Source organism: Planococcus sp. CP5-4_YE (genome assembly GCF_019042655.1).
GTDB lineage: Bacteria > Bacillota > Bacilli > Bacillales_A > Planococcaceae > Planococcus.
In genome coordinates this window covers 15,197-32,181 of the sequence record NZ_JAHPZO010000008.1, presented here as the reverse complement: position 1 = coordinate 32,181, position 16,985 = coordinate 15,197, and the positions used below count along the sequence as shown (strand labels likewise).

Below are 16,985 nucleotides of genomic sequence, written 5' to 3'. Positions count from 1 at the left end.
CTTTTTGTCAGTATGTGATGTTAAAGTGCGTACTTCCCAAGATGTAGGGTAGGATTTACACTTGGTAAGCATCAAAATACGCATATGAGGAGCTACACATAGATGAAATTACAACTAGCATTGGATTTAGTAAATATTCCGCAAGCCATTGAATTGATCAAGGAAGTTGAAGGGTCGATCGATATCGTGGAACTGGGCACACCGGTCATTAACCAAGAAGGATTGAAAGCCGTTCGCGAAGTGAAACAGGCATTTCCGCACTTGGAAGTCTTGGCGGATGTGAAAATCATGGACGCAGCGGCGTATGAAGTCGGCAATGCTGCGGCTGCTGGAGCGGATATCGTGACGATTCTCGCGCAGGCGGAAGATTCGTCGATCAAAGGCGCGGTGGAAGAAGCGAAGAAACTTGGCAAGAAGATCCTGGTCGACATGATCGCCGTGAAAGACATCGAAACACGTGCCGCTGAACTGGACGTGCTGGGAGCGGATTATATTTGCGTCCACACGGGCTATGATTTGCAGGCAGAAGGCAAAGATTCATTCGCAGACTTGCGCACCATCAAAAGCGTCGTGAAAAATGCGAAAACGGCGATTGCTGGGGGCATCAAGCTCGAAACTTTGCCGGAAGTGATCAAAGCGCAGCCGGATTTGATCATTGTCGGCGGCGGCATCACGTCTAAAGACGATAAGCAATCAGAAGCGGCAAAAATCAAAGCGCTCATGAACGAAAGCGTGACGGTTTAAATTGAACGCTTCTGGATTCATGAATGAAATATCAGCTGAACTTGCGCATACAGTCGGGCAAGTGAGTGATGCGGAAGCTTCCCGGTTGGTTACTGCGATGGCGCAAGCCGATCAGATTTTCGTCGCAGGCGGCGGCCGCTCGGGGTTCATGGCGAAAGCATTCGTCATGCGCATGATGCACATGGGCTTGAACGCCTATGTCGTCGGCGAAACGGTGACGCCGAGTTTGCAGGAAGATGATTTGTTCATCGTCGGCTCGGGCTCGGGTGAAACGGGAAGTTTGATTGCGATGACGGAAAAAGCCAACGCAATCGGCGCAACGGTTGCGGCGGTGACGACCAATCCGGCATCGTCGATCGGCAAGCTTGCCGATCTTCACCTTACCATTCCGGCGCAAGCCAAAGCGGAAGGCGCGAGCGGCAAATCCATCCAACCGATGGGTTCGTTGTTCGAGCAATCGCTATTGGTGGTGTACGACGCGCTCGTCTTGGCGTATATGGAACAGCAAGACATTAAAGCCGATGCGATGTTCGGCACACACGCCAATTTGGAATAGCACAGAAATAAGCTTGGGGCTGGAAGCGATTCCATCTCAAGCTTATTTTTTATGCCAAGCTTACCTATTGGACAACTCGCTCAGAGAGGTGCAAAATTGATGGAATGGAGAACTGCGGTGACAGGGCAGTGTTGATTGAAATGAATGGCGAGCGGCAGCGTGCAGCGCTTAATTTTAATAAAAGGCCCGCCAACGAAATTATTTTGAAGTGAAGGAGCAAATGTATGTATAAAATGATCGCAATTGATTTAGATGGAACTTTATTGAATGATGAGTTGACGGTGACAACGGATACGATGACGGCGATTCGGCAATCGATGGAACTTGGGGTGGTCGTGACGATTGCGACGGGACGCATGTACCCGTCCGCACAGCGCATCGCCTTGGAGTTGGGCCTCGATGCACCGATGATCACGTACCAAGGGGCGATGATCAAATCGGCGACGAGCGGAGAAGTGCTGCGTGAGCGCGTCGTGCCGTTTGAGATCGCGCAAAAATGCATCCACTTGGCAGCGGAAAAGCAAATGCACATCCAAGTCTATCAAGACGATGTGCTCTACAGCGCCGTGGATAACGAGCAAGTCAGAGCGTATTCCAAAGAAGTCGGTGTCGGCTATGAAATCGAGCCGGATCTCCTTGGGCTCGCGAAAAACGGCTTCATGAAATTGCTGTTTATCGACGAACCGGAGGCACTCGCGCCGGTGCAGGAAGAGTTGCAGGCGATGCTCGGCGACGAGGCGTGCATCGAGAAATCCAAATTGCGCTACCTCGAAGTGACGCATCCGGAAGCGAATAAAGGCAGCGCCTTGAACTTCTTGGCTGAGGAGCTCGGCATTGATTCTTCGGAAGTGATTGGCATCGGCGATAACCACAACGATGCAGATCTCGTGAAAGCGGCCGGGTTTGGCATCGCGATGGGCAATGCCGTCGACGAATTAAAAGAGCTCGCGGACTACATCAGTTTGTCGAACAACGAAGAAGGCGTGCTGCACGTGCTCAATAAATTCATTTTGGAACCGCGCACAGCCGCTGTCGATTCGGGGCAGTGAGCGACGGGTTCCATAGACATCACAAGAATGAAATGCCTGAACGATGGAGGGAAAATGAATGCCCAATTTGGGAGAGAAGACATTTAATTGCGAAAAAGAATTGACGCTTTCCATCATCGGCGGAAAGTGGAAAATGCTCGTGTTGTGGCATTTAGGGAAATCCGGCACGAAGCGCTTCGGCGAGTTGAAAAAACTCATGCCGGGCATCACGCAGCGCATGCTGGTGAACCAGCTGCGTGAACTGGAAAATCACTTGATCGTCCACCGCGAAGTGTATCCGGTCGTGCCGCCGAAAGTGGAGTATTCGCTGACGGAACAAGGACGGAGCCTCATGCCGATCCTGGATTCGATGTATGACTGGGGCAAGGGATATATGGAGCGGAATTTGTAGTTGGTGTCCCTGTGCGCCACACAATTTCAACCGCATTCTGGCAGCCGAAATGGCGCTGGGATGCGGTTTTTTGGTGTTGGGAAATTGTTTGCGCCCCTGTGCGCCACACAATTTCATTTCAGAAAATATTTGCATAGATCTGGAAGTTGCTTGATAATCGTACGAGGATCGCTTCCAGGAACATTCTGGAAGTGGAGTGGAGAAGTTGAAAAGTTATTGGAGGTTCTATAGATCAAGAAATGGCATATTGGATTACTGGCAACTGCTGTACTTTTAGCGTGGTGCGGTGAAGATAAGGTAGAACAAACGGGTGCAGATTCCCCGAATGCAAGTGAGCAAGGTGTTGAAGTGGAAGAGGTAGAGATCCCTGAATACAGTGTTTTGGAAATGGACGTTTTTGAAGATGCGGGAATTATACGCCGGGATTATTGGGTGCTCCCAGATGATATTTTTATTTCTGAAGAACAGATTGAATTATTGATTACCGATGCAGTTAATCAGGCTGGGGATGACGGGCCGTATAATTCTGTTTTGATTAACGTCATTGATGATGAGCGGTCCATAGATGAACTTCGGACGTTCGCAGAGGGCCAGCATTCTCCTTTTGGGAATTGGGCGCGATCGAGTGAAGTGGAAGCGGGTGATTACTCGAACCACGAACTTGTCATTGAAACAGGCTCATTACGTAATGACCAAATTCCGGCCGACTATGAAGAAGGGGAGTATCCGACTGAAGAAGAGCTGGATGTATTTTACTATATATTGGATAAATTACATGAAGAGTTTGAAAGTGCAGGTCCAGAAGAATTCATCGATGGGGACAAAATCGTGAGGGAATCAGCGCAAGAGTTATCGATCAGCTACGAGGAAGCGGAAGCTATTATGGAAAAAGCCAAAAATCGGTGAGGAGGGAATGTCCCTGTGCGCCACACAATTTGCCGGCCGGAAAACCTGTTGCGGCGGCGTTTGTGTGTTTGTTCGTCCCTGTGCACCACACAATTCAAACAAAAAAAGCCCGTTCCAGGGAAGGAACGGGCTTTTCTTATGGAGATATTAACGGACGTTCATTTCGTTCGGGTGGGCGCCTTTGCGGCGGTTTTTGTCCAGCCCGTTGATTTGGTTCACGTCTTCTTCGCTTAATTCAAAATCGAAGACGTTGAAGTTTTCTTCGATGCGTGATGGCGTGACGGATTTCGGGATGACGATTGTGTTGTTTTGCAAGTGCCAGCGCAAGACGATTTGGGCTGGTGATTTTTTGTGTGCTTCAGCGATTTGTTGGATCACTTCGTCTTTCAGTACTTCGCCGCCTTGGTCAAGCGGGCTCCACGCTTCGACGAAAATATCGTGCTGCGCGCAGAATTCTTTGACGTCATTTTGCGCCAAGTACGGATGGCATTCGATTTGGTTGAGTACTGGCGGAATGTCGCATTCATCCAACAAGCGCTGCAGATGTTCAGGTTGGAAATTGCAGACGCCGATCGCTTTGACGCGGCCGTCTTTGTATAGTTTTTCCATCGCTTTATACGTCTCGACGTAATTGTCGAATTCAGGTGTCGGCCAGTGGATAAGGTAGAGGTCCACATAATCGAGGCCAAGGCGCTCAAGGCTTTCGTCGAATGCGCGCAAGGTGCTGTCGTAGCCTTGGTCAGAGTTCCAGACTTTCGTCGTGATGAACAACTTTTCACGCGGGACGGACGTCTCTTTCAACGCTTGCCCGACGCCTTCTTCGTTTTTATAGATCATGGCTGTATCAATAGATGTATAACCAGTTTTCAGTGCAGTCGATACGGCCTCAGCGGCTTGATCGCTGTCGACTTGCCATACACCGAATCCTAATTGGGGCATTTGGAGTTTATTGTTTAATGTTACATGATTCACGGGACATTTCTCCTTTTCGTGTTTTTATCACAACAATCTTTAGAATACCCTAAAATTAGAGGGTCTAAGCTTTTTTTGTTTGTGTCCCTGTGCAAGGCACAATTTGAAAGGAGAGATTGTTGTCGTAGAGGGGATTTGGTGAACGCTTGTCCCTGTGTGCCACACAATTTAAGCTGTATTTCCACTGCTGAAAAAGCATGGGAATACGGTTTTTGGTTCGGGAAGGTATTTTTTCCATGTGCGCCACATGTAAGATAATAGTTAGGATCCTCCATCTTTATTTAAGTCATAGAATCGGTTGTGTCCTAGGTCACGGCTAGCTAAGAAGAGGAATCCGGAGGTGTGTGGAGAAGATATGGGGAAAGGGATAAAATGGATAAGGAGGAAACGGCCATGAAACATAGAGGTGCGTCGAAACTTGCAGGAGCTTTGATCGGATTGATCGCTGGGGTCCTGATTGGGGCATTTTTCGGGCTGGTCATCGGCGGCACGTTTTTGGGTGGATTGGATATTTATGAGCGTCTCGGGCTCGAAGGGTATGAGCTGGCGGCGTATGTGGGAGCTGTGATTGGCGGAGGGGCTGGACTGGTCTTTGGGGCTCGCCGGATGGGTTCGTGATGTCCCTGTGCGCCACACAATTTGCTTGGAGAAAATGTTGTTGCGGCGCGGTTTTACTGTTCGGTTGTCCCTGTGCAAGACACAATTTATAGGATAAGAGGAGGAAATATGGATATACTAGCCTACTTAATCGTTTCATTGATCATTGTTATCGTGGTGAATCTTGTTATGAAATTCTTTTTGAAGGATAAGAAGAAAAAAGATAAAGGATTTGTGCTGTTTTATCAAAGGCTTTCTTATAGAAGAAGATTTATTCGCGCGTTATGGGGGATTCCGTTTATGTTGCTGATGTATTTTCTTATTTATCAGATGGAGGTATTTACCGACACGCAGCTGCAGCTTATTGCGCTGGCGTTTGTGTTAATGGTTTTGTTTGATGCTGGATATAATTATTACCGTTGGAAAAAGGAGGAGCAGGTAGCGTGAGTTGTTTGCTTGGTCCTGTGTGTGTTTCACGAGGAATCTAGTTCATTCTAGTAGTAAGTAATGCTAATGTATGGACGGTATCATTACGTTGTAATACAATATAATGAAAAGGAGGCAACTGATATGGCGACTAAATCCAAAAAAGCGATTGTCCAAGTGCGTGTAGATGAAGATGTAAAAAGCCAAGCTGTTGAAGTTTTGACAAACTTGGGAATGGATACGAGTACGGCTATTAATGTGTTTTTAAGACAAGTCGTTGCTGAGAATGGATTGCCCTTTCAACCAAAAATAGCACGTTTTAATGAAGTGACGATAAGCGCTATTAAAGAATCGGACGAAATGGTCGCTAACGGTGCTTACGATGCCAACAAGTCAGTAGACGATCTTTTTGATGAAGTGCTTGGAGAACATCAATAATGCTAGCAATTGATACACCTTCCCAGTTTAGGAAAGATTTGAAGCGGCTGCAAAAACGTAAGTACGATTTAACAGAGTTAAAAGCAGTGATGAAGATGATCCAAGAAGAAGTCGATCTCCCAGAGGAGATATACCGAGCGCATAAATTACGTCCTACCAGAGATTATCTGGATTGTTGGGAATGCCATATCGGCGGCCGTAATAGTGATTGGCTGCTGATTTATAAATTCTATCCAACTAAAAACTTAGTGGTTTTCATTAGAACAGGAACGCATGCTGATTTATTTTGAGTTCTGTCCCTGTGCACCACACAATTCCAACCGCATCCCATTGCCGAAAAGGCGCGGGGATGCGGTTTTTTGATTCGCGGAGTGTTTTGGCGTCCCTGTGCGCCACACAATTTCTATAGGAATCATTGACAGTTTAAAAATTGAATTACTATTAATTGGAAAATAATGATGTTACAATAAGCGAGAATTTACCAGCCACGGAGAACAGGCGAAAGGGGTCAACAATTTGAATACATCCAAAAAATTCGGAATTATGTTGCTTACAGGAGCGGCGGTGTTTCAGGCCGCGGGATTGGCGTCAGCGGATGAAGGCAATCAGACAGACCGTGTCATCGTCACACTTGAAAAAGGAACCAGCAGCCAGGCGCTGACAGGAGAAAACATCGATGCCTTGAACATCAACGCAGCGAACAAGGTCGTGACGGTCGAGGTGCCGGAAGGGCAAAGCGTGGACGATTACATAGAACAACTCGGCAGCACAGCTGGCGTGGCGAAGGTCGAGCCAGACCATTTGCTCAAAACGACGGCGGTGCCGAACGATCCGTATTACTCCTTCCAGTACCATCACGGATTGATCGGGTCGGAACTGGCTTGGACGAGAACGATGGGGACGACGGATGTGTTGGTCGCCGTGCTCGATAACGGGTTTGATTTGGATCATCCCGATTTGAAAGGCCAAATCGTAAGTTCTTATGCCACCGCCACGAGCATGAGCGAAGATGATCATGGCACGCATGTTGCGGGCATCATTGGCGCTGTGCATAATAACCGGACATACGGCACAGGCGTTGCGCCTGGAGCGGGCTTGCTGGCGATTGATGTGTTCGAAAATGAGTTGGCCTATACTTCGGACGTAATTGAAGGCATCTATTACGCGGCGGACGCAGGAGCCGACATCATCAATATGAGTCTCGGAAATTATTATTGGAGCGAACCTTATCAGGCGGCAATTGATTATGCGAATGAACGCGGCACGATGGTGATCGCGTCTTCGGGAAATGACTACACGGAAGATACGCATTATCCATCGGGTTACGAAAATGTCATGGCGGTTGGGTCGACGGACCGTGCTGACCGCTTTTCGGGCTTCTCGAATTATGGGGCAGATCAAGACATCACAGCACCCGGCACCGGCATTTGGTCGACGGTCGCCGGGGGCAGCTTCGCTTCGATGAGCGGAACTTCGATGGCGAGTCCAGTCGTGGCAGGAATTGCGGCGCTCGTGAAAGCGAACGAGCCCGATTTGTCGAATGAACAGATTGCACAGCGTCTGTATGATACTTCGGTCGATCTCGGCGCAGCCGGGAAAGATCCGTATTTTGGCCACGGACGTATCGATGCAGAAGCGGCGTTGATGATTTTTGACATCGCACAGCCGGCTGTCAGCGATGTCTACGATAGCTCGGTGGAAATTACTGGTACGTTGGATCAAAGCTTGGAAGACGCTGTGATTAGCGTGCACAATGAAGGCGGTGAAATCGCGCGTACAGAAGGCTATACAGGGACGGACAAGTTCAGCGTGGCCATTCCGAAGCAAGCAGCCGGCAGCGTATTGGCTTTGACGGTTCGCGATCGCTACGGCAATCAAAGCGAAGCGCTGGAAATCACCGTGAAAGAAACGCAACCTGATGAACTCCCAGGACGCATTTCTGGAATCGACCGCTACCAGACCGCAATCGCGATTTCCCAAACGGGCTGGGAGTCGGCTGATACAGTGGTCATCGCCACTGCCGCTGATTTTCCGGACGCTTTGGCCGGTGGGCCGCTGGCATATCAAAAAGATGCGCCGATTTTATTGACCCGTTCCGGTGAACTTCATGCCGATGTGCGCAAAGAAATCGAGCGATTGGGAGCTGACCGGGCGATTATTCTAGGCGGCAGCGGGGCCGTATCGGATGCGGTCAAAACGGAATTGGCTGAAATGAAACTCGCGACCGAACGCATTGGCGGCAAAACGCGCTACGAAACAGCAGCTTTGATTGCAGAGAAGATGGACTCTAGACGTGCTGTCGTTGCAAGCGGATTGAACTTCCCAGACGTCTTGTCGGTGTCGCCATATGCCGCGAAAAACGGCATTCCAATCCTGTTGACACGCAGCAAGGCGTTGGCGGAAGAAACGGCGGATGCTCTTGAAAACTACACCTCCAGCTATGTCATCGGCGGCATCGGTGCTGTGAGTGACGACGTATTCAGCCGCTTGCCGGATCCGGAGCGCTTCGGCGGCAAAACGCGCTATGACACGGGATACGAAGTGGTGACGCGTCTAGCACTCGGCGATAGCCGTGTCTTTATCGCCACTGGATTGAACTTCCCGGATGCCTTGACGGGATCGGTTTTAGCAGCGAAAAACGACGCGCCGATTCTACTCGTGCGCCCTGATAAAATCCCGCCTGCGACCGAACAACAGCTGCCGACATATCGCGGGTTCTCGATTTTCGGTGGCACCGGTGCGGTGTCGGAAGACGTGAAAGGAATGCTTGGGAAGCGGCGGTAGTTGTGTCCCTGTGCGCCACACAATTCACGGGGGCGAAATGCTGATGTGGTGGGTTTTTGGGAGGAGAATGTCCCTGTGCATCACACAATTCAACATAAAAAAGAAGCATCCATTCGTTTTTGCGGATGGATGCTTCTTTAAATTGTGTGGCGCACAGGGGCGCATCAGAAAAAGAAATTCACCTAGCCCCCGTGGTATCTGCTATTGCTAGAAAGAACGGCACTGAAATTGTGTGATGCACAGGGACACATGCTGTCCACACTCTACATTTCCAGAGTTCCAACTTCTTCTGTTTTCACGTCTTCTTCCACTTTTTGTCGGTACTTCAAGCAATATTGGCAATAAGAGGCGGTCGTTTTGTCGTGGGGATAAGGCATGATCGTGGAGAGAAAGCTGCGGTCTAGAAACGGAGGGGCAGGGAGAGTTTCATCCCAGTAATACGGAAACGAACTGTACGGATAATGGTCCAAGCGTTTGACCATGGGCGTGGAGGTCTGGATGGGGTTACGGTGGATATAGCTGCTGACAACCAATAACCCGTATGCTGAAGCGACTTCCTTGGCAGAATAGCGTTTTTGGTAGATGCGTCCGACATGATTGTAGCGCTTGCTGTAAGAGTAACTGTAGCGGCGATTGATCATGGCCATAATTTTACTGAGCGAATCTTCTTTTGGTTTAATTAAAATATGGTAATGATTGGTCATGAAACACCAGGCGAGAATCGTGAACGGGTAGCGATTGTGTGTGTAAAACAAGGCCCGCGTCAATTCGTTCATGTCTTCTGGCGTGCCGAATATGGGCTGCCTGTTGTTGCCTCGCATGATGACATGATAATAGGAATCCGGGTTGAACTCGCGTCGTCTGGTCACAAAGCATCACCTTCCGATCTGATGGCGCCGAGATGAGCGAAAAAGGCCGTATCGTGTAGCGGAGGGTTTTGGATAAAGGCTGAAGAGCTTGCGTGGCGTGCTGAAAACGGCTGCGGGGAAATGAAGATTGTGCTTATAAAAATCCCTTCTTTCTATAAAAGTTGTGATCTCGTTTAGTATAATCTACCGGTGAAAAATAGTATACAGAATAGTGTGTCGCTCAAATTGTGTGGCGCACAGGGACAATCAGACACCGAAATGCCGCCATCACACAGATCCTGCCCGGTAAATTGTGTGATGCACAGGGACACAAAAACTCTACTGTCAGAATACGCCGTTGAAAAGGTTTTCATGATAATATGAGCTTAACGGCTTTGCCGAGAGAAAATGGGGGAATGGATTTTGAAGACGATGGGTTTTGTAATTAGCCGCAAGAATAACGAGAAGCGGCGGGCGATTTTGCCGGCAGATTTGAAGCAGGTGGCACATCCGGAGCGTTTGTATTTTGAGCAAGGCTACGGCGAAGTGCTGGGCCTGACAGATGAGGATTATCGCGCGATGGGCGTCCAGATTGCGACGCGTGATGAAGTTTTGTCTTGCGACGCGATTGTCGATGTGAAACTGGGCTTTGCGGATTATTTCGATCAACTGGAAGATGGCAAGTTGTTGATCGGCTGGGCGCATGCAATCCAGGACGTTAAGTTCACGGACGGCGCGATTGCTGGCAAGCATACGGTCGTCGCTTGGGAAGAGTTATTTGAAGGCGGGCGTTATATTTTCTATCGCAACCGTGAAGTAGCTGGGGAAGCGGCAGTGCTTCAGGCTTACCAGAATTGTGGCAAGATGCCGTATGAGACGCGTGTCGCGATTCTTGGCAATGGCCATACGGCAAAAGGCGCGATGCGCATCCTTCACGGACTCGGTGCGGAAGTGGACGTTTACGGACGCCGTTCGGAGGCTTTGTTCCGTGAGAAGATGGTCGATTACGACGTGCTTGTCAACTGCATCATGTGGGACACGACACGCACCGACCGCATCATCTACCGCGAAGATCTGAAGCGCTTGAAAAAAGGCGCGATGATCATTGATGTCAGCTGCGATCCGGAACTCGAGATCGAGACATCGACACCTACGACGATTGACAACCCGGTGTATACAGTGGACGGAATCATTCATTACGCTGTCGACAACACGCCGGCGATGTTCCCGCACACGATCACGAAAGTGCTCAGCACTGGCTTTGCGCCAATGCTTGATGAGTTGCTCGAAGGCAATATTTCTGAAATGGTCCAGAATGCCATCGTCATCGAAAGCGGCGTCATCAAAGACCAACGCATCACTGATTTCCGCCAAGCGCGCGGATTGACCGTTTAATAATAGAAGAAACCAATGATCCGCCTTTGTCATGTCGACAAGGGCGGATTTTATTATGCGGCCGTCTTTTGAAATAGTCATTGCGGCCTAGAACTTGCCAATATATAATAAGTTAATTGGCTTATCACATGATAATGAAATAGATTTCTGATGAATTTTCAGTGCTAACCCAGCGTGCTGCATAGATAACTTAGGAGGAATGGCATGAAATTGTTTTGGGCTATGCTTTTCAGCTCGATATTGGGCTATATATTATTGATGTTCGGCCCGTTGTATGGCGGGATCTTGGCTTTTGGCATCCTGTTCGGCTGCATGTTCAGGGGGCTTTATTTATTAAGCCAAATTCATCAAAAAATCTCGCAGGCTACTATCGAAAAAACGCAACTTCCTCAAGAAGCCCAGCGCATCATTTAAAGAACGGCGATTGGACTTAAAAAAATATCCATATTATATAGTAGAAAATCAAAGGGGATAGAGACATGATGGCGACTGTTCACATCGAAACAGCGGATGATTTGGTTCGCGTCATTGGAGAGTTATGGAATAAGAAATCTTTGCGTGCGGCAAAGGAATTTTTGGCGGGTATTCCGGATGAAGAGGGATTTTACCGCTTGATCCGCATGGCTGATGAGTCGGATCTCTACGGCTACAGCAATTTTTTGGCAACCGCGAGCTATAAGCGCTTTGGCAGCTTGCGTTCCTATGCGTGGCATTGCGTGCGCTTGTTGGAAACCGGGCGCAGCCTGGAAGCGGAAGAGAAGATTCTCGCTCGCCTGCAAGGCATCCATGCCGATAATTATCAAGACAATGAATTGATGCATGCGCATCATTTATTGATGAAAGTTTATTGCCAATTGAACCGCATTCCGGAAGCAGCCGAGCAATTGGCGCGCATCGAGGAACTCGGTGGGGCGCGCCCGGACCAGCAGGCATTTTTCGCCATCCATAGCGGGGACTGGGATGGTGCAGAGAAAATCTTGTTACATGCATTTCCAGATACGAGTAGCCGCTGGAGTACAAGCATCTGCCTTTTGTACGCAGACTTATTGGCGATGCGCGGAGCCCCGGCCCGTTCGTTGGAGGTATTGGTGGGGGCTGCTGAGGAGTTTCCGAAAGTCCATGCTTTCCACACGGAACAGATTGGAAGATTGCATCAGTTGGGCCGTTTTGAAGAAGTCTTGGCGAAGATGGAAGCGGCGATCGGGCAGAACCCTTATCATTCGCGCAAAAAGCTGTTTATTCATTTGGCGGCACATTGTTTGTATGAATTGGAACGCTTCGATGAGTTGGACCAATGGATTGCCAAGCACCCCCTGGATTTGAAAGACAGCCTTTACACAAAAACGAAAATCGATCCGAACGGAACACATAAAAAACTTTCATTGACGCCGGAAGTCCAGAAACTCAATTATTGTGTGCCGGCTTCGCTGTCGTTGATTTTGCAGGCTTTTGATAAGACGGCAACGCAAGATGATATTGCCCAGCACGTCTTTGATGTGACGGGTTCGAAGTTGCAGACGACGATGTCCTATATGGAAACACTCGGCTTTACGGCCCGTTATTTCAAAGGCACTATCGACCAGTATAAAGATTTTATCGATGCGGGCATCCCAATTTTGCTCAGCATGATGATCGAAAACAGCGCGCATGTGCAAGTCGTGGTCGGATATGATGACCGCCTGCAAGCGCTCGTCATTCAAGACCCGAATGATTTGGGGCCGTTCCTCGTCGCGTACGATGAAGTGCCGAAAATGTTCCGCATGACCGATTCCCTGAGTATGGCGTTTGTGGACGGTTCCCGCAATGAATTGCTAGAGATGCTGGACGATTCGGACCACCGTTTCTTTACGGAAATTTACGAATTGCTTGATGTCGAGCCGATTAACGAAGCGCAGTTTGTAAGCTTTTTGGAGCAGCACCAAGAACAGTGCTATGCCGCGGTGATCGGATTGACGATGGCGCTTTCGGGCCAGCCCACTGAATGGCATGAACAATGGCTGGAGCGGCTGCGGGCCGAATTCGACACCCATGATGCAGAACTGGAATTACTGGAAGCGCATTTGTATTTTCAAAAAGATCAAGGAACTAAAGCGCTGGCTGCTTTAAAAGAACCGGCACATGCCAGAAGCCCGTATGCATTGTTTTTAAAAGCGGCCATTTCCATGAATGAAGGAAAAGTGGAGCAAGCGATGCCTTTATTGAAACGCTCGATTGAACTTGACCATTACCAGCCGCTCGCCTATAGCCATTTGGCGCGCTGTTATTTGGAAGGCGGGCGCATTTTCCAGGCTTATAAATGGTCGAAAATCGCGACCGGGCAATTGCCCGAAGACATGTACGCGCAAATTACACACGCACTCATCCAGTATGAATACGGTGCTGTTGAGCAGGCGTACCGCCGCTTCGCCGAATTGAACCAAAAACATCCGGAAGATGGCTATTTCCTCTATGAAATGGGCCGCTGTCTGCAGGCATTGGATCGAACAGAGGAAGCGCTGGAACAGTACCGCCAAGCACTTGTCCTGGATTCGGAGCAGCCTTTTGCGTATTTGCGCATGGCCGAACTGTTCATGGAAAAAGAGCGCTGGGCGGAGGCGCAAAAAATCATTGGAGACGGCTTGAAAAAAGAGTTGAATCAAGACATTCTTCACTCGTATCTTGGCCATATCGCGATCGAACAGCAACAGTTCGAACAGGCGGAGGATGCCTACAGGCGTGCGTATGAACTGGATCCCAAGGATTTTTTCACACCCGTTCACATTGCGCATGCTCTATACGGCCAAAAGCGCAGTGCCGAAGCATTGGCGTTTTTGAAACAAGGGATGGAACGGGCCGATGCAGGTTACCGGCTGCGTGCAGCTGACTTGATCTTGGAACAATCGGAAGACGCGGCGTCTGCTGGGGAAGCATTGAAAATCATCGAAGACGGCTTCAAGCTTGCTGAAGGAGAAGATTTGTACATGCTCGCTGAACGCTATAGCGAATCTGGTGCGGCGCCGAGTTTGCGGCACAGGGTCATCGCTGGATTGAAAGAGTTGCGCAAGACCGGCGAGCCGCAAATCCTCTGCCTGGAAGCGGAACTTCATGAACAAGCAGGCAATCCGCGTTTTGCCAAGCATCTATACGAGGCGGCTGGAAATATCCCGTTAGCACTCGCCAAACAAGGGCAGCTTGCGGAAATGGGCGACGATATCAACCGTGCCATTGTCTTGTACGAGCAAGCGGCTGCGCAGGAAGCGGGCTATGCGCCAGCGCTTGGCGGGTTGGTGCGCTGCTACCGGGAAATTGGGAAAAACCAAAAAGCATTTGCCGCAGTGCTGGACTTTATCGCAGCCGAGCCTTTGTCCGCTGTATTGCCGGACTTAGTTGGGTTTGCTGCGACACAAGCCGATATCGAAAAATTAAACCGTTTGCTCGACCGGATTGAAGACCAAGTACCAGCTGAATGGTTGTATGCCGCACGGGCACATGTCCATGAAGCAGCGGGCGAACTCGAGATGGCGGAGAAGCTTTTCCTCAAGGCGAATGAAGAACCGAATGCTTTCCCGTCGCGTTTCCAATATGTGCAATTTTTGAATCGCCGCGGCGAACATAAGCGCGCGCTGGACGAGCTTAAGAAGCTGCTTGTGGAAACGCCTGAAGAAGAGGAATTATACAGCGAATATGTCCTGACACTAGAAGCGCTCGGAAAGATTCCGTTCCTTAAGCGCAATTTACAAAAATGGCTGCCGGCAGATGCCCAGGCAACTGCTTATGAATTGGCAGCCAGTGCGATGATGAACCGGCTTGAGCAGCTGGAGGAAGAACCGCCAGCCGGGTTTATCAAGCGCATGCGCCACCGCAGTAAACGATTGATGTTTGCCAGTACCATCATCACGCTTTGCGAAACTGCAGCCAAGCTTGCACCGGACCGCGAAGACGCAGCGATTCAGCTTGCGCAATTTTACTTGAACCGTGGCATGGCACAGGAAGCAATCGATGAATTGAAACCATACGCGAAAACAAAAACTCCTGGAGAAGCGCAGCGCATGTTGATTTTTGCCGAACTTCAATTGGCGGAAGAAAGTGGAAAACCGCAACATTATGAGTCCGTCGTGAACCGCTTGGAAGCTTACGAGGAACTGACACCGCTCGATGCGGAAATGCTGGCTTGGTGGGGCGAGGCGCTGGAAATTCAAGAGGATATTCCGGGAGCGCTTGAAAAATTGGATGCCGCCATCGCGCTGGAAGTATTCAATCCGGATCTTTATATTCGTAAATGGAATGCTTTGGAGTCCTTGGATTCTGAAATGCGCATTGAATTGGAGGATAGCCTGCCGGAAGAAATGCACTACGCGGAATGGTTGATCCTCGCCCGGGCGTCAAGCTATTCGACGAAACGCCACGGGCAGCGGGCAAAAGAGATGATCGAGCCGCTGCTTGCGGATATGCCGGGCTTTGTGCCGGCGAAATATGAATTGGCCCGCGCACAAGCTGCACGCCATCAGCCACTGGCCGCAAAGACAATTCTAAAGGAACTACTCGAGACGGAAGAGGCTTCCGCGATTTGGGAGATGGCAGTGGAAGAGGACCTATTTGCTTCATTTCTTGTGGAGCTTTCTAGTCCATAAAGAGGAAAAAAGTCTCTCGTGCAATTATTCTGAATATGATAATGTGAAATAGTATAAGACTGCACGGATTCCGAGTCACGGACCACAAACCTGAAAGGGGCGTTCCGTATGAAGTTAGAGAGTATCCGCACATTTTTATCCACGCTTCTCGAATATCGCGGCGTGCGTATTACCCAGACTTTCAACTCTGAAGACGGCAAAACGCTTATCGTTCAGTGTGAGCCAAGCACAGGGGGATTGGTCATTCGCGACATGTCCAACGGCATGACATGGGAATACAAAACGCTTGAAGAAGCGACGCAGTTCATTGACAGCTATTTGCATCCAGAGACACCCAAAGTCAACGCCTGAACAGTTTTTGTTCAGGTGTTTTTTTTAGCTTATGTGATAAGGATAAACGGAATTTCATACGACTTGGTTGCAACAATGAGAAAGGAAGATGCAGGATGAAAAGAATGCTTGGCTTGATGGTAATGCTTGTAATGTTGCTTGGGGCATGCAGCAACGGTGAATATGAGACGATTGCGATTGAGGAAGTGGCGGCAAAGCAAGAGGCTGGCTATACGGTGCTCGATGTGCGTGAGCCTTTTGAATACGAGGAGGCGCATATTGTCGGCGCAGAAAACAAGCCGCTCAGCACGCTTCGGGAAGAGGAATTTTCCGGCTTGTCGGAAGATCAGCAGTATGTGGTGATTTGCCAGTCTGGGAACCGTTCCAAGGAAGCGAGCGCCATTTTGAATGAAGCAGGATACGAGGTAGTGAATGTATCGGAAGGCATGTCGTCTTGGGAAGGCGATGTGGAGTAAGAACTGCCAATAGGCGGTTCTTTTTTTTTTGTAGATTTGTAGACCAGTAGATTTGCAGAGGGGCAGGAATCTTCATGAAATTGAAATCTTACTGTAAATTCAAGAGTTATTTTGTATTGATTTCCAGTGTTAACTTGCCCCTCAAATCTCGTGGCTCACTCTAAAACCTTCAAGTAATGTAGATCTTAGGTTTGCCTTACAGAAAACACCGCCTTCATTCACTCCTATAAATGATCGTTTCCTTTCATTAATACCTGAAAATCGTTCGTAAAAATGTATGCAAATTAGCGAACGTTCGTAAAGTGTTTTAACACTTTTACGAACGTTCTTTTCGGCTATTTTGAGCTGTTTTCATAGCGTTCGTGAATGTGTACTTTTACGAAAGGTTATTTTCTGATAAATTTTCTTCGACTATAATTTTCAACTTTCCAACATGGTATTATTAGTAAAAAATGAAAATCAT

17 protein-coding genes are annotated in these 16,985 nt (G+C 49.0%); 15 read left to right on the top strand and 2 right to left on the bottom strand.

The genetic code is table 11. The features are described from left to right. Positions 1–102 precede the first annotated feature (102 nt). From hxlA to KTG14_RS10730, 5 genes are all read left to right on the top strand, one after another. Positions 103–744, top strand: a complete 642-nt coding sequence (gene hxlA / locus KTG14_RS10750; protein WP_216970953.1) for a 3-hexulose-6-phosphate synthase — start codon at positions 103–105, stop codon at positions 742–744. A 1-nt stretch (position 745) separates the two neighbouring features. Next, positions 746–1,300, top strand: coding sequence for a 6-phospho-3-hexuloisomerase (hxlB, locus tag KTG14_RS10745; protein WP_216970952.1), 555 nt, complete (start codon positions 746–748; stop codon positions 1,298–1,300). Between the two features lie 224 nt (positions 1,301–1,524). Next, complete coding sequence (locus KTG14_RS10740) at positions 1,525–2,349, top strand: Cof-type HAD-IIB family hydrolase (RefSeq protein ID WP_216970951.1); 825 nt, start codon at positions 1,525–1,527, stop codon at positions 2,347–2,349. A gap of 58 nt (positions 2,350–2,407) precedes the next feature. After that, a complete protein-coding gene (locus KTG14_RS10735; protein WP_216970950.1) occupies positions 2,408–2,740 on the top strand; it encodes a winged helix-turn-helix transcriptional regulator in 333 nt (110 codons plus the stop codon). A 348-nt stretch (positions 2,741–3,088) separates the two neighbouring features. Further along, positions 3,089–3,646 (top strand): hypothetical protein, encoded by a 558-nt coding sequence (locus KTG14_RS10730; protein ID WP_216970949.1) that lies wholly within the window; start codon positions 3,089–3,091, stop codon positions 3,644–3,646. 147 nt (positions 3,647–3,793) lie between these two features. On the opposite strand, the gene KTG14_RS10725 is transcribed toward KTG14_RS10730, so the two are convergent. Beyond that, on the bottom strand, positions 3,794–4,618 hold the full coding sequence (locus KTG14_RS10725) for an aldo/keto reductase (protein WP_308462042.1): 825 nt from the start codon (positions 4,616–4,618) through the stop codon (positions 3,794–3,796). A 393-nt stretch (positions 4,619–5,011) separates the two neighbouring features. Here KTG14_RS10725 and KTG14_RS10720 point away from each other — a divergent pair, with 393 nt between their 5' ends. The 5 genes from KTG14_RS10720 (at position 5,012) to KTG14_RS10700 (ending at position 8,863) form a co-directional block, all read left to right on the top strand. Then, positions 5,012–5,236 carry a hypothetical protein gene (locus KTG14_RS10720; RefSeq protein WP_216970948.1) on the top strand — a complete coding sequence of 75 codons (225 nt, stop codon included), beginning with the start codon at positions 5,012–5,014 and terminating at the stop codon, positions 5,234–5,236. Between the two features lie 108 nt (positions 5,237–5,344). Continuing rightward, the gene (locus KTG14_RS10715; RefSeq protein ID WP_216970947.1) at positions 5,345–5,662 is read left to right on the top strand and encodes a hypothetical protein; all 318 of its coding nucleotides are present in this window, start codon (positions 5,345–5,347) and stop codon (positions 5,660–5,662) included. 123 nt (positions 5,663–5,785) lie between these two features. Continuing rightward, positions 5,786–6,079, top strand: coding sequence for a type II toxin-antitoxin system RelB/DinJ family antitoxin (locus KTG14_RS10710; protein WP_216970946.1), 294 nt, complete (start codon positions 5,786–5,788; stop codon positions 6,077–6,079). Further along, on the top strand, positions 6,079–6,369 hold the full coding sequence (locus KTG14_RS10705) for a type II toxin-antitoxin system YafQ family toxin (protein ID WP_216970945.1): 291 nt from the start codon (positions 6,079–6,081) through the stop codon (positions 6,367–6,369). The genes KTG14_RS10710 and KTG14_RS10705 overlap by 1 nt, the downstream gene beginning before the upstream one ends. A gap of 226 nt (positions 6,370–6,595) precedes the next feature. Next, on the top strand, positions 6,596–8,863 hold the full coding sequence (locus KTG14_RS10700) for a cell wall-binding repeat-containing protein (RefSeq protein WP_216970944.1): 2,268 nt from the start codon (positions 6,596–6,598) through the stop codon (positions 8,861–8,863). 263 nt (positions 8,864–9,126) lie between these two features. Here the strand turns inward: KTG14_RS10700 and KTG14_RS10695 are convergent, their stop codons facing one another. After that, positions 9,127–9,732 (bottom strand): transposase, encoded by a 606-nt coding sequence (locus KTG14_RS10695; protein WP_216970943.1) that lies wholly within the window; start codon positions 9,730–9,732, stop codon positions 9,127–9,129. 411 nt (positions 9,733–10,143) lie between these two features. Between KTG14_RS10695 and KTG14_RS10690 the strand changes: the two genes are divergently transcribed. The 5 genes from KTG14_RS10690 to KTG14_RS10670 all read left to right on the top strand — a co-directional run bounded on the left by KTG14_RS10690 (position 10,144) and on the right by KTG14_RS10670 (position 16,522). Continuing rightward, positions 10,144–11,106, top strand: a complete 963-nt coding sequence (locus KTG14_RS10690) for a N(5)-(carboxyethyl)ornithine synthase (RefSeq protein WP_254178117.1) — start codon at positions 10,144–10,146, stop codon at positions 11,104–11,106. A 204-nt stretch (positions 11,107–11,310) separates the two neighbouring features. Next, complete coding sequence (locus KTG14_RS10685; protein ID WP_216970941.1) at positions 11,311–11,520, top strand: hypothetical protein; 210 nt, start codon at positions 11,311–11,313, stop codon at positions 11,518–11,520. A 65-nt stretch (positions 11,521–11,585) separates the two neighbouring features. Beyond that, entirely contained in the window at positions 11,586–15,716 is a 4,131-nt protein-coding gene (locus KTG14_RS10680; RefSeq protein ID WP_216970940.1) for a C39 family peptidase, read from the top strand. Between the two features lie 108 nt (positions 15,717–15,824). Continuing rightward, positions 15,825–16,067, top strand: a complete 243-nt coding sequence (locus KTG14_RS10675; RefSeq protein ID WP_058383190.1) for a hypothetical protein — start codon at positions 15,825–15,827, stop codon at positions 16,065–16,067. A 95-nt stretch (positions 16,068–16,162) separates the two neighbouring features. Beyond that, positions 16,163–16,522, top strand: a complete 360-nt coding sequence (locus KTG14_RS10670; protein ID WP_216970939.1) for a rhodanese-like domain-containing protein — start codon at positions 16,163–16,165, stop codon at positions 16,520–16,522. Positions 16,523–16,985 lie beyond the last annotated feature (463 nt).

Coding starts and splice junctions, on each gene's coding strand:
- KTG14_RS10680 (WP_216970940.1), top strand. CDS start 11,586: ATGATGGCGACTGTTCACATCGAAACAGCGGATGATTTGGTTCGCGTC.
- KTG14_RS10670 (WP_216970939.1), top strand. CDS start 16,163: ATGAAAAGAATGCTTGGCTTGATGGTAATGCTTGTAATGTTGCTTGGG.
- KTG14_RS10735 (WP_216970950.1), top strand. CDS start 2,408: ATGCCCAATTTGGGAGAGAAGACATTTAATTGCGAAAAAGAATTGACG.
- KTG14_RS10710 (WP_216970946.1), top strand. CDS start 5,786: ATGGCGACTAAATCCAAAAAAGCGATTGTCCAAGTGCGTGTAGATGAA.
- KTG14_RS10720 (WP_216970948.1), top strand. CDS start 5,012: ATGAAACATAGAGGTGCGTCGAAACTTGCAGGAGCTTTGATCGGATTG.
- hxlA (WP_216970953.1), top strand. CDS start 103: ATGAAATTACAACTAGCATTGGATTTAGTAAATATTCCGCAAGCCATT.
- KTG14_RS10715 (WP_216970947.1), top strand. CDS start 5,345: ATGGATATACTAGCCTACTTAATCGTTTCATTGATCATTGTTATCGTG.
- KTG14_RS10740 (WP_216970951.1), top strand. CDS start 1,525: ATGTATAAAATGATCGCAATTGATTTAGATGGAACTTTATTGAATGAT.
- KTG14_RS10690 (WP_254178117.1), top strand. CDS start 10,144: ATGGGTTTTGTAATTAGCCGCAAGAATAACGAGAAGCGGCGGGCGATT.
- KTG14_RS10675 (WP_058383190.1), top strand. CDS start 15,825: ATGAAGTTAGAGAGTATCCGCACATTTTTATCCACGCTTCTCGAATAT.
- KTG14_RS10685 (WP_216970941.1), top strand. CDS start 11,311: ATGAAATTGTTTTGGGCTATGCTTTTCAGCTCGATATTGGGCTATATA.
- KTG14_RS10705 (WP_216970945.1), top strand. CDS start 6,079: ATGCTAGCAATTGATACACCTTCCCAGTTTAGGAAAGATTTGAAGCGG.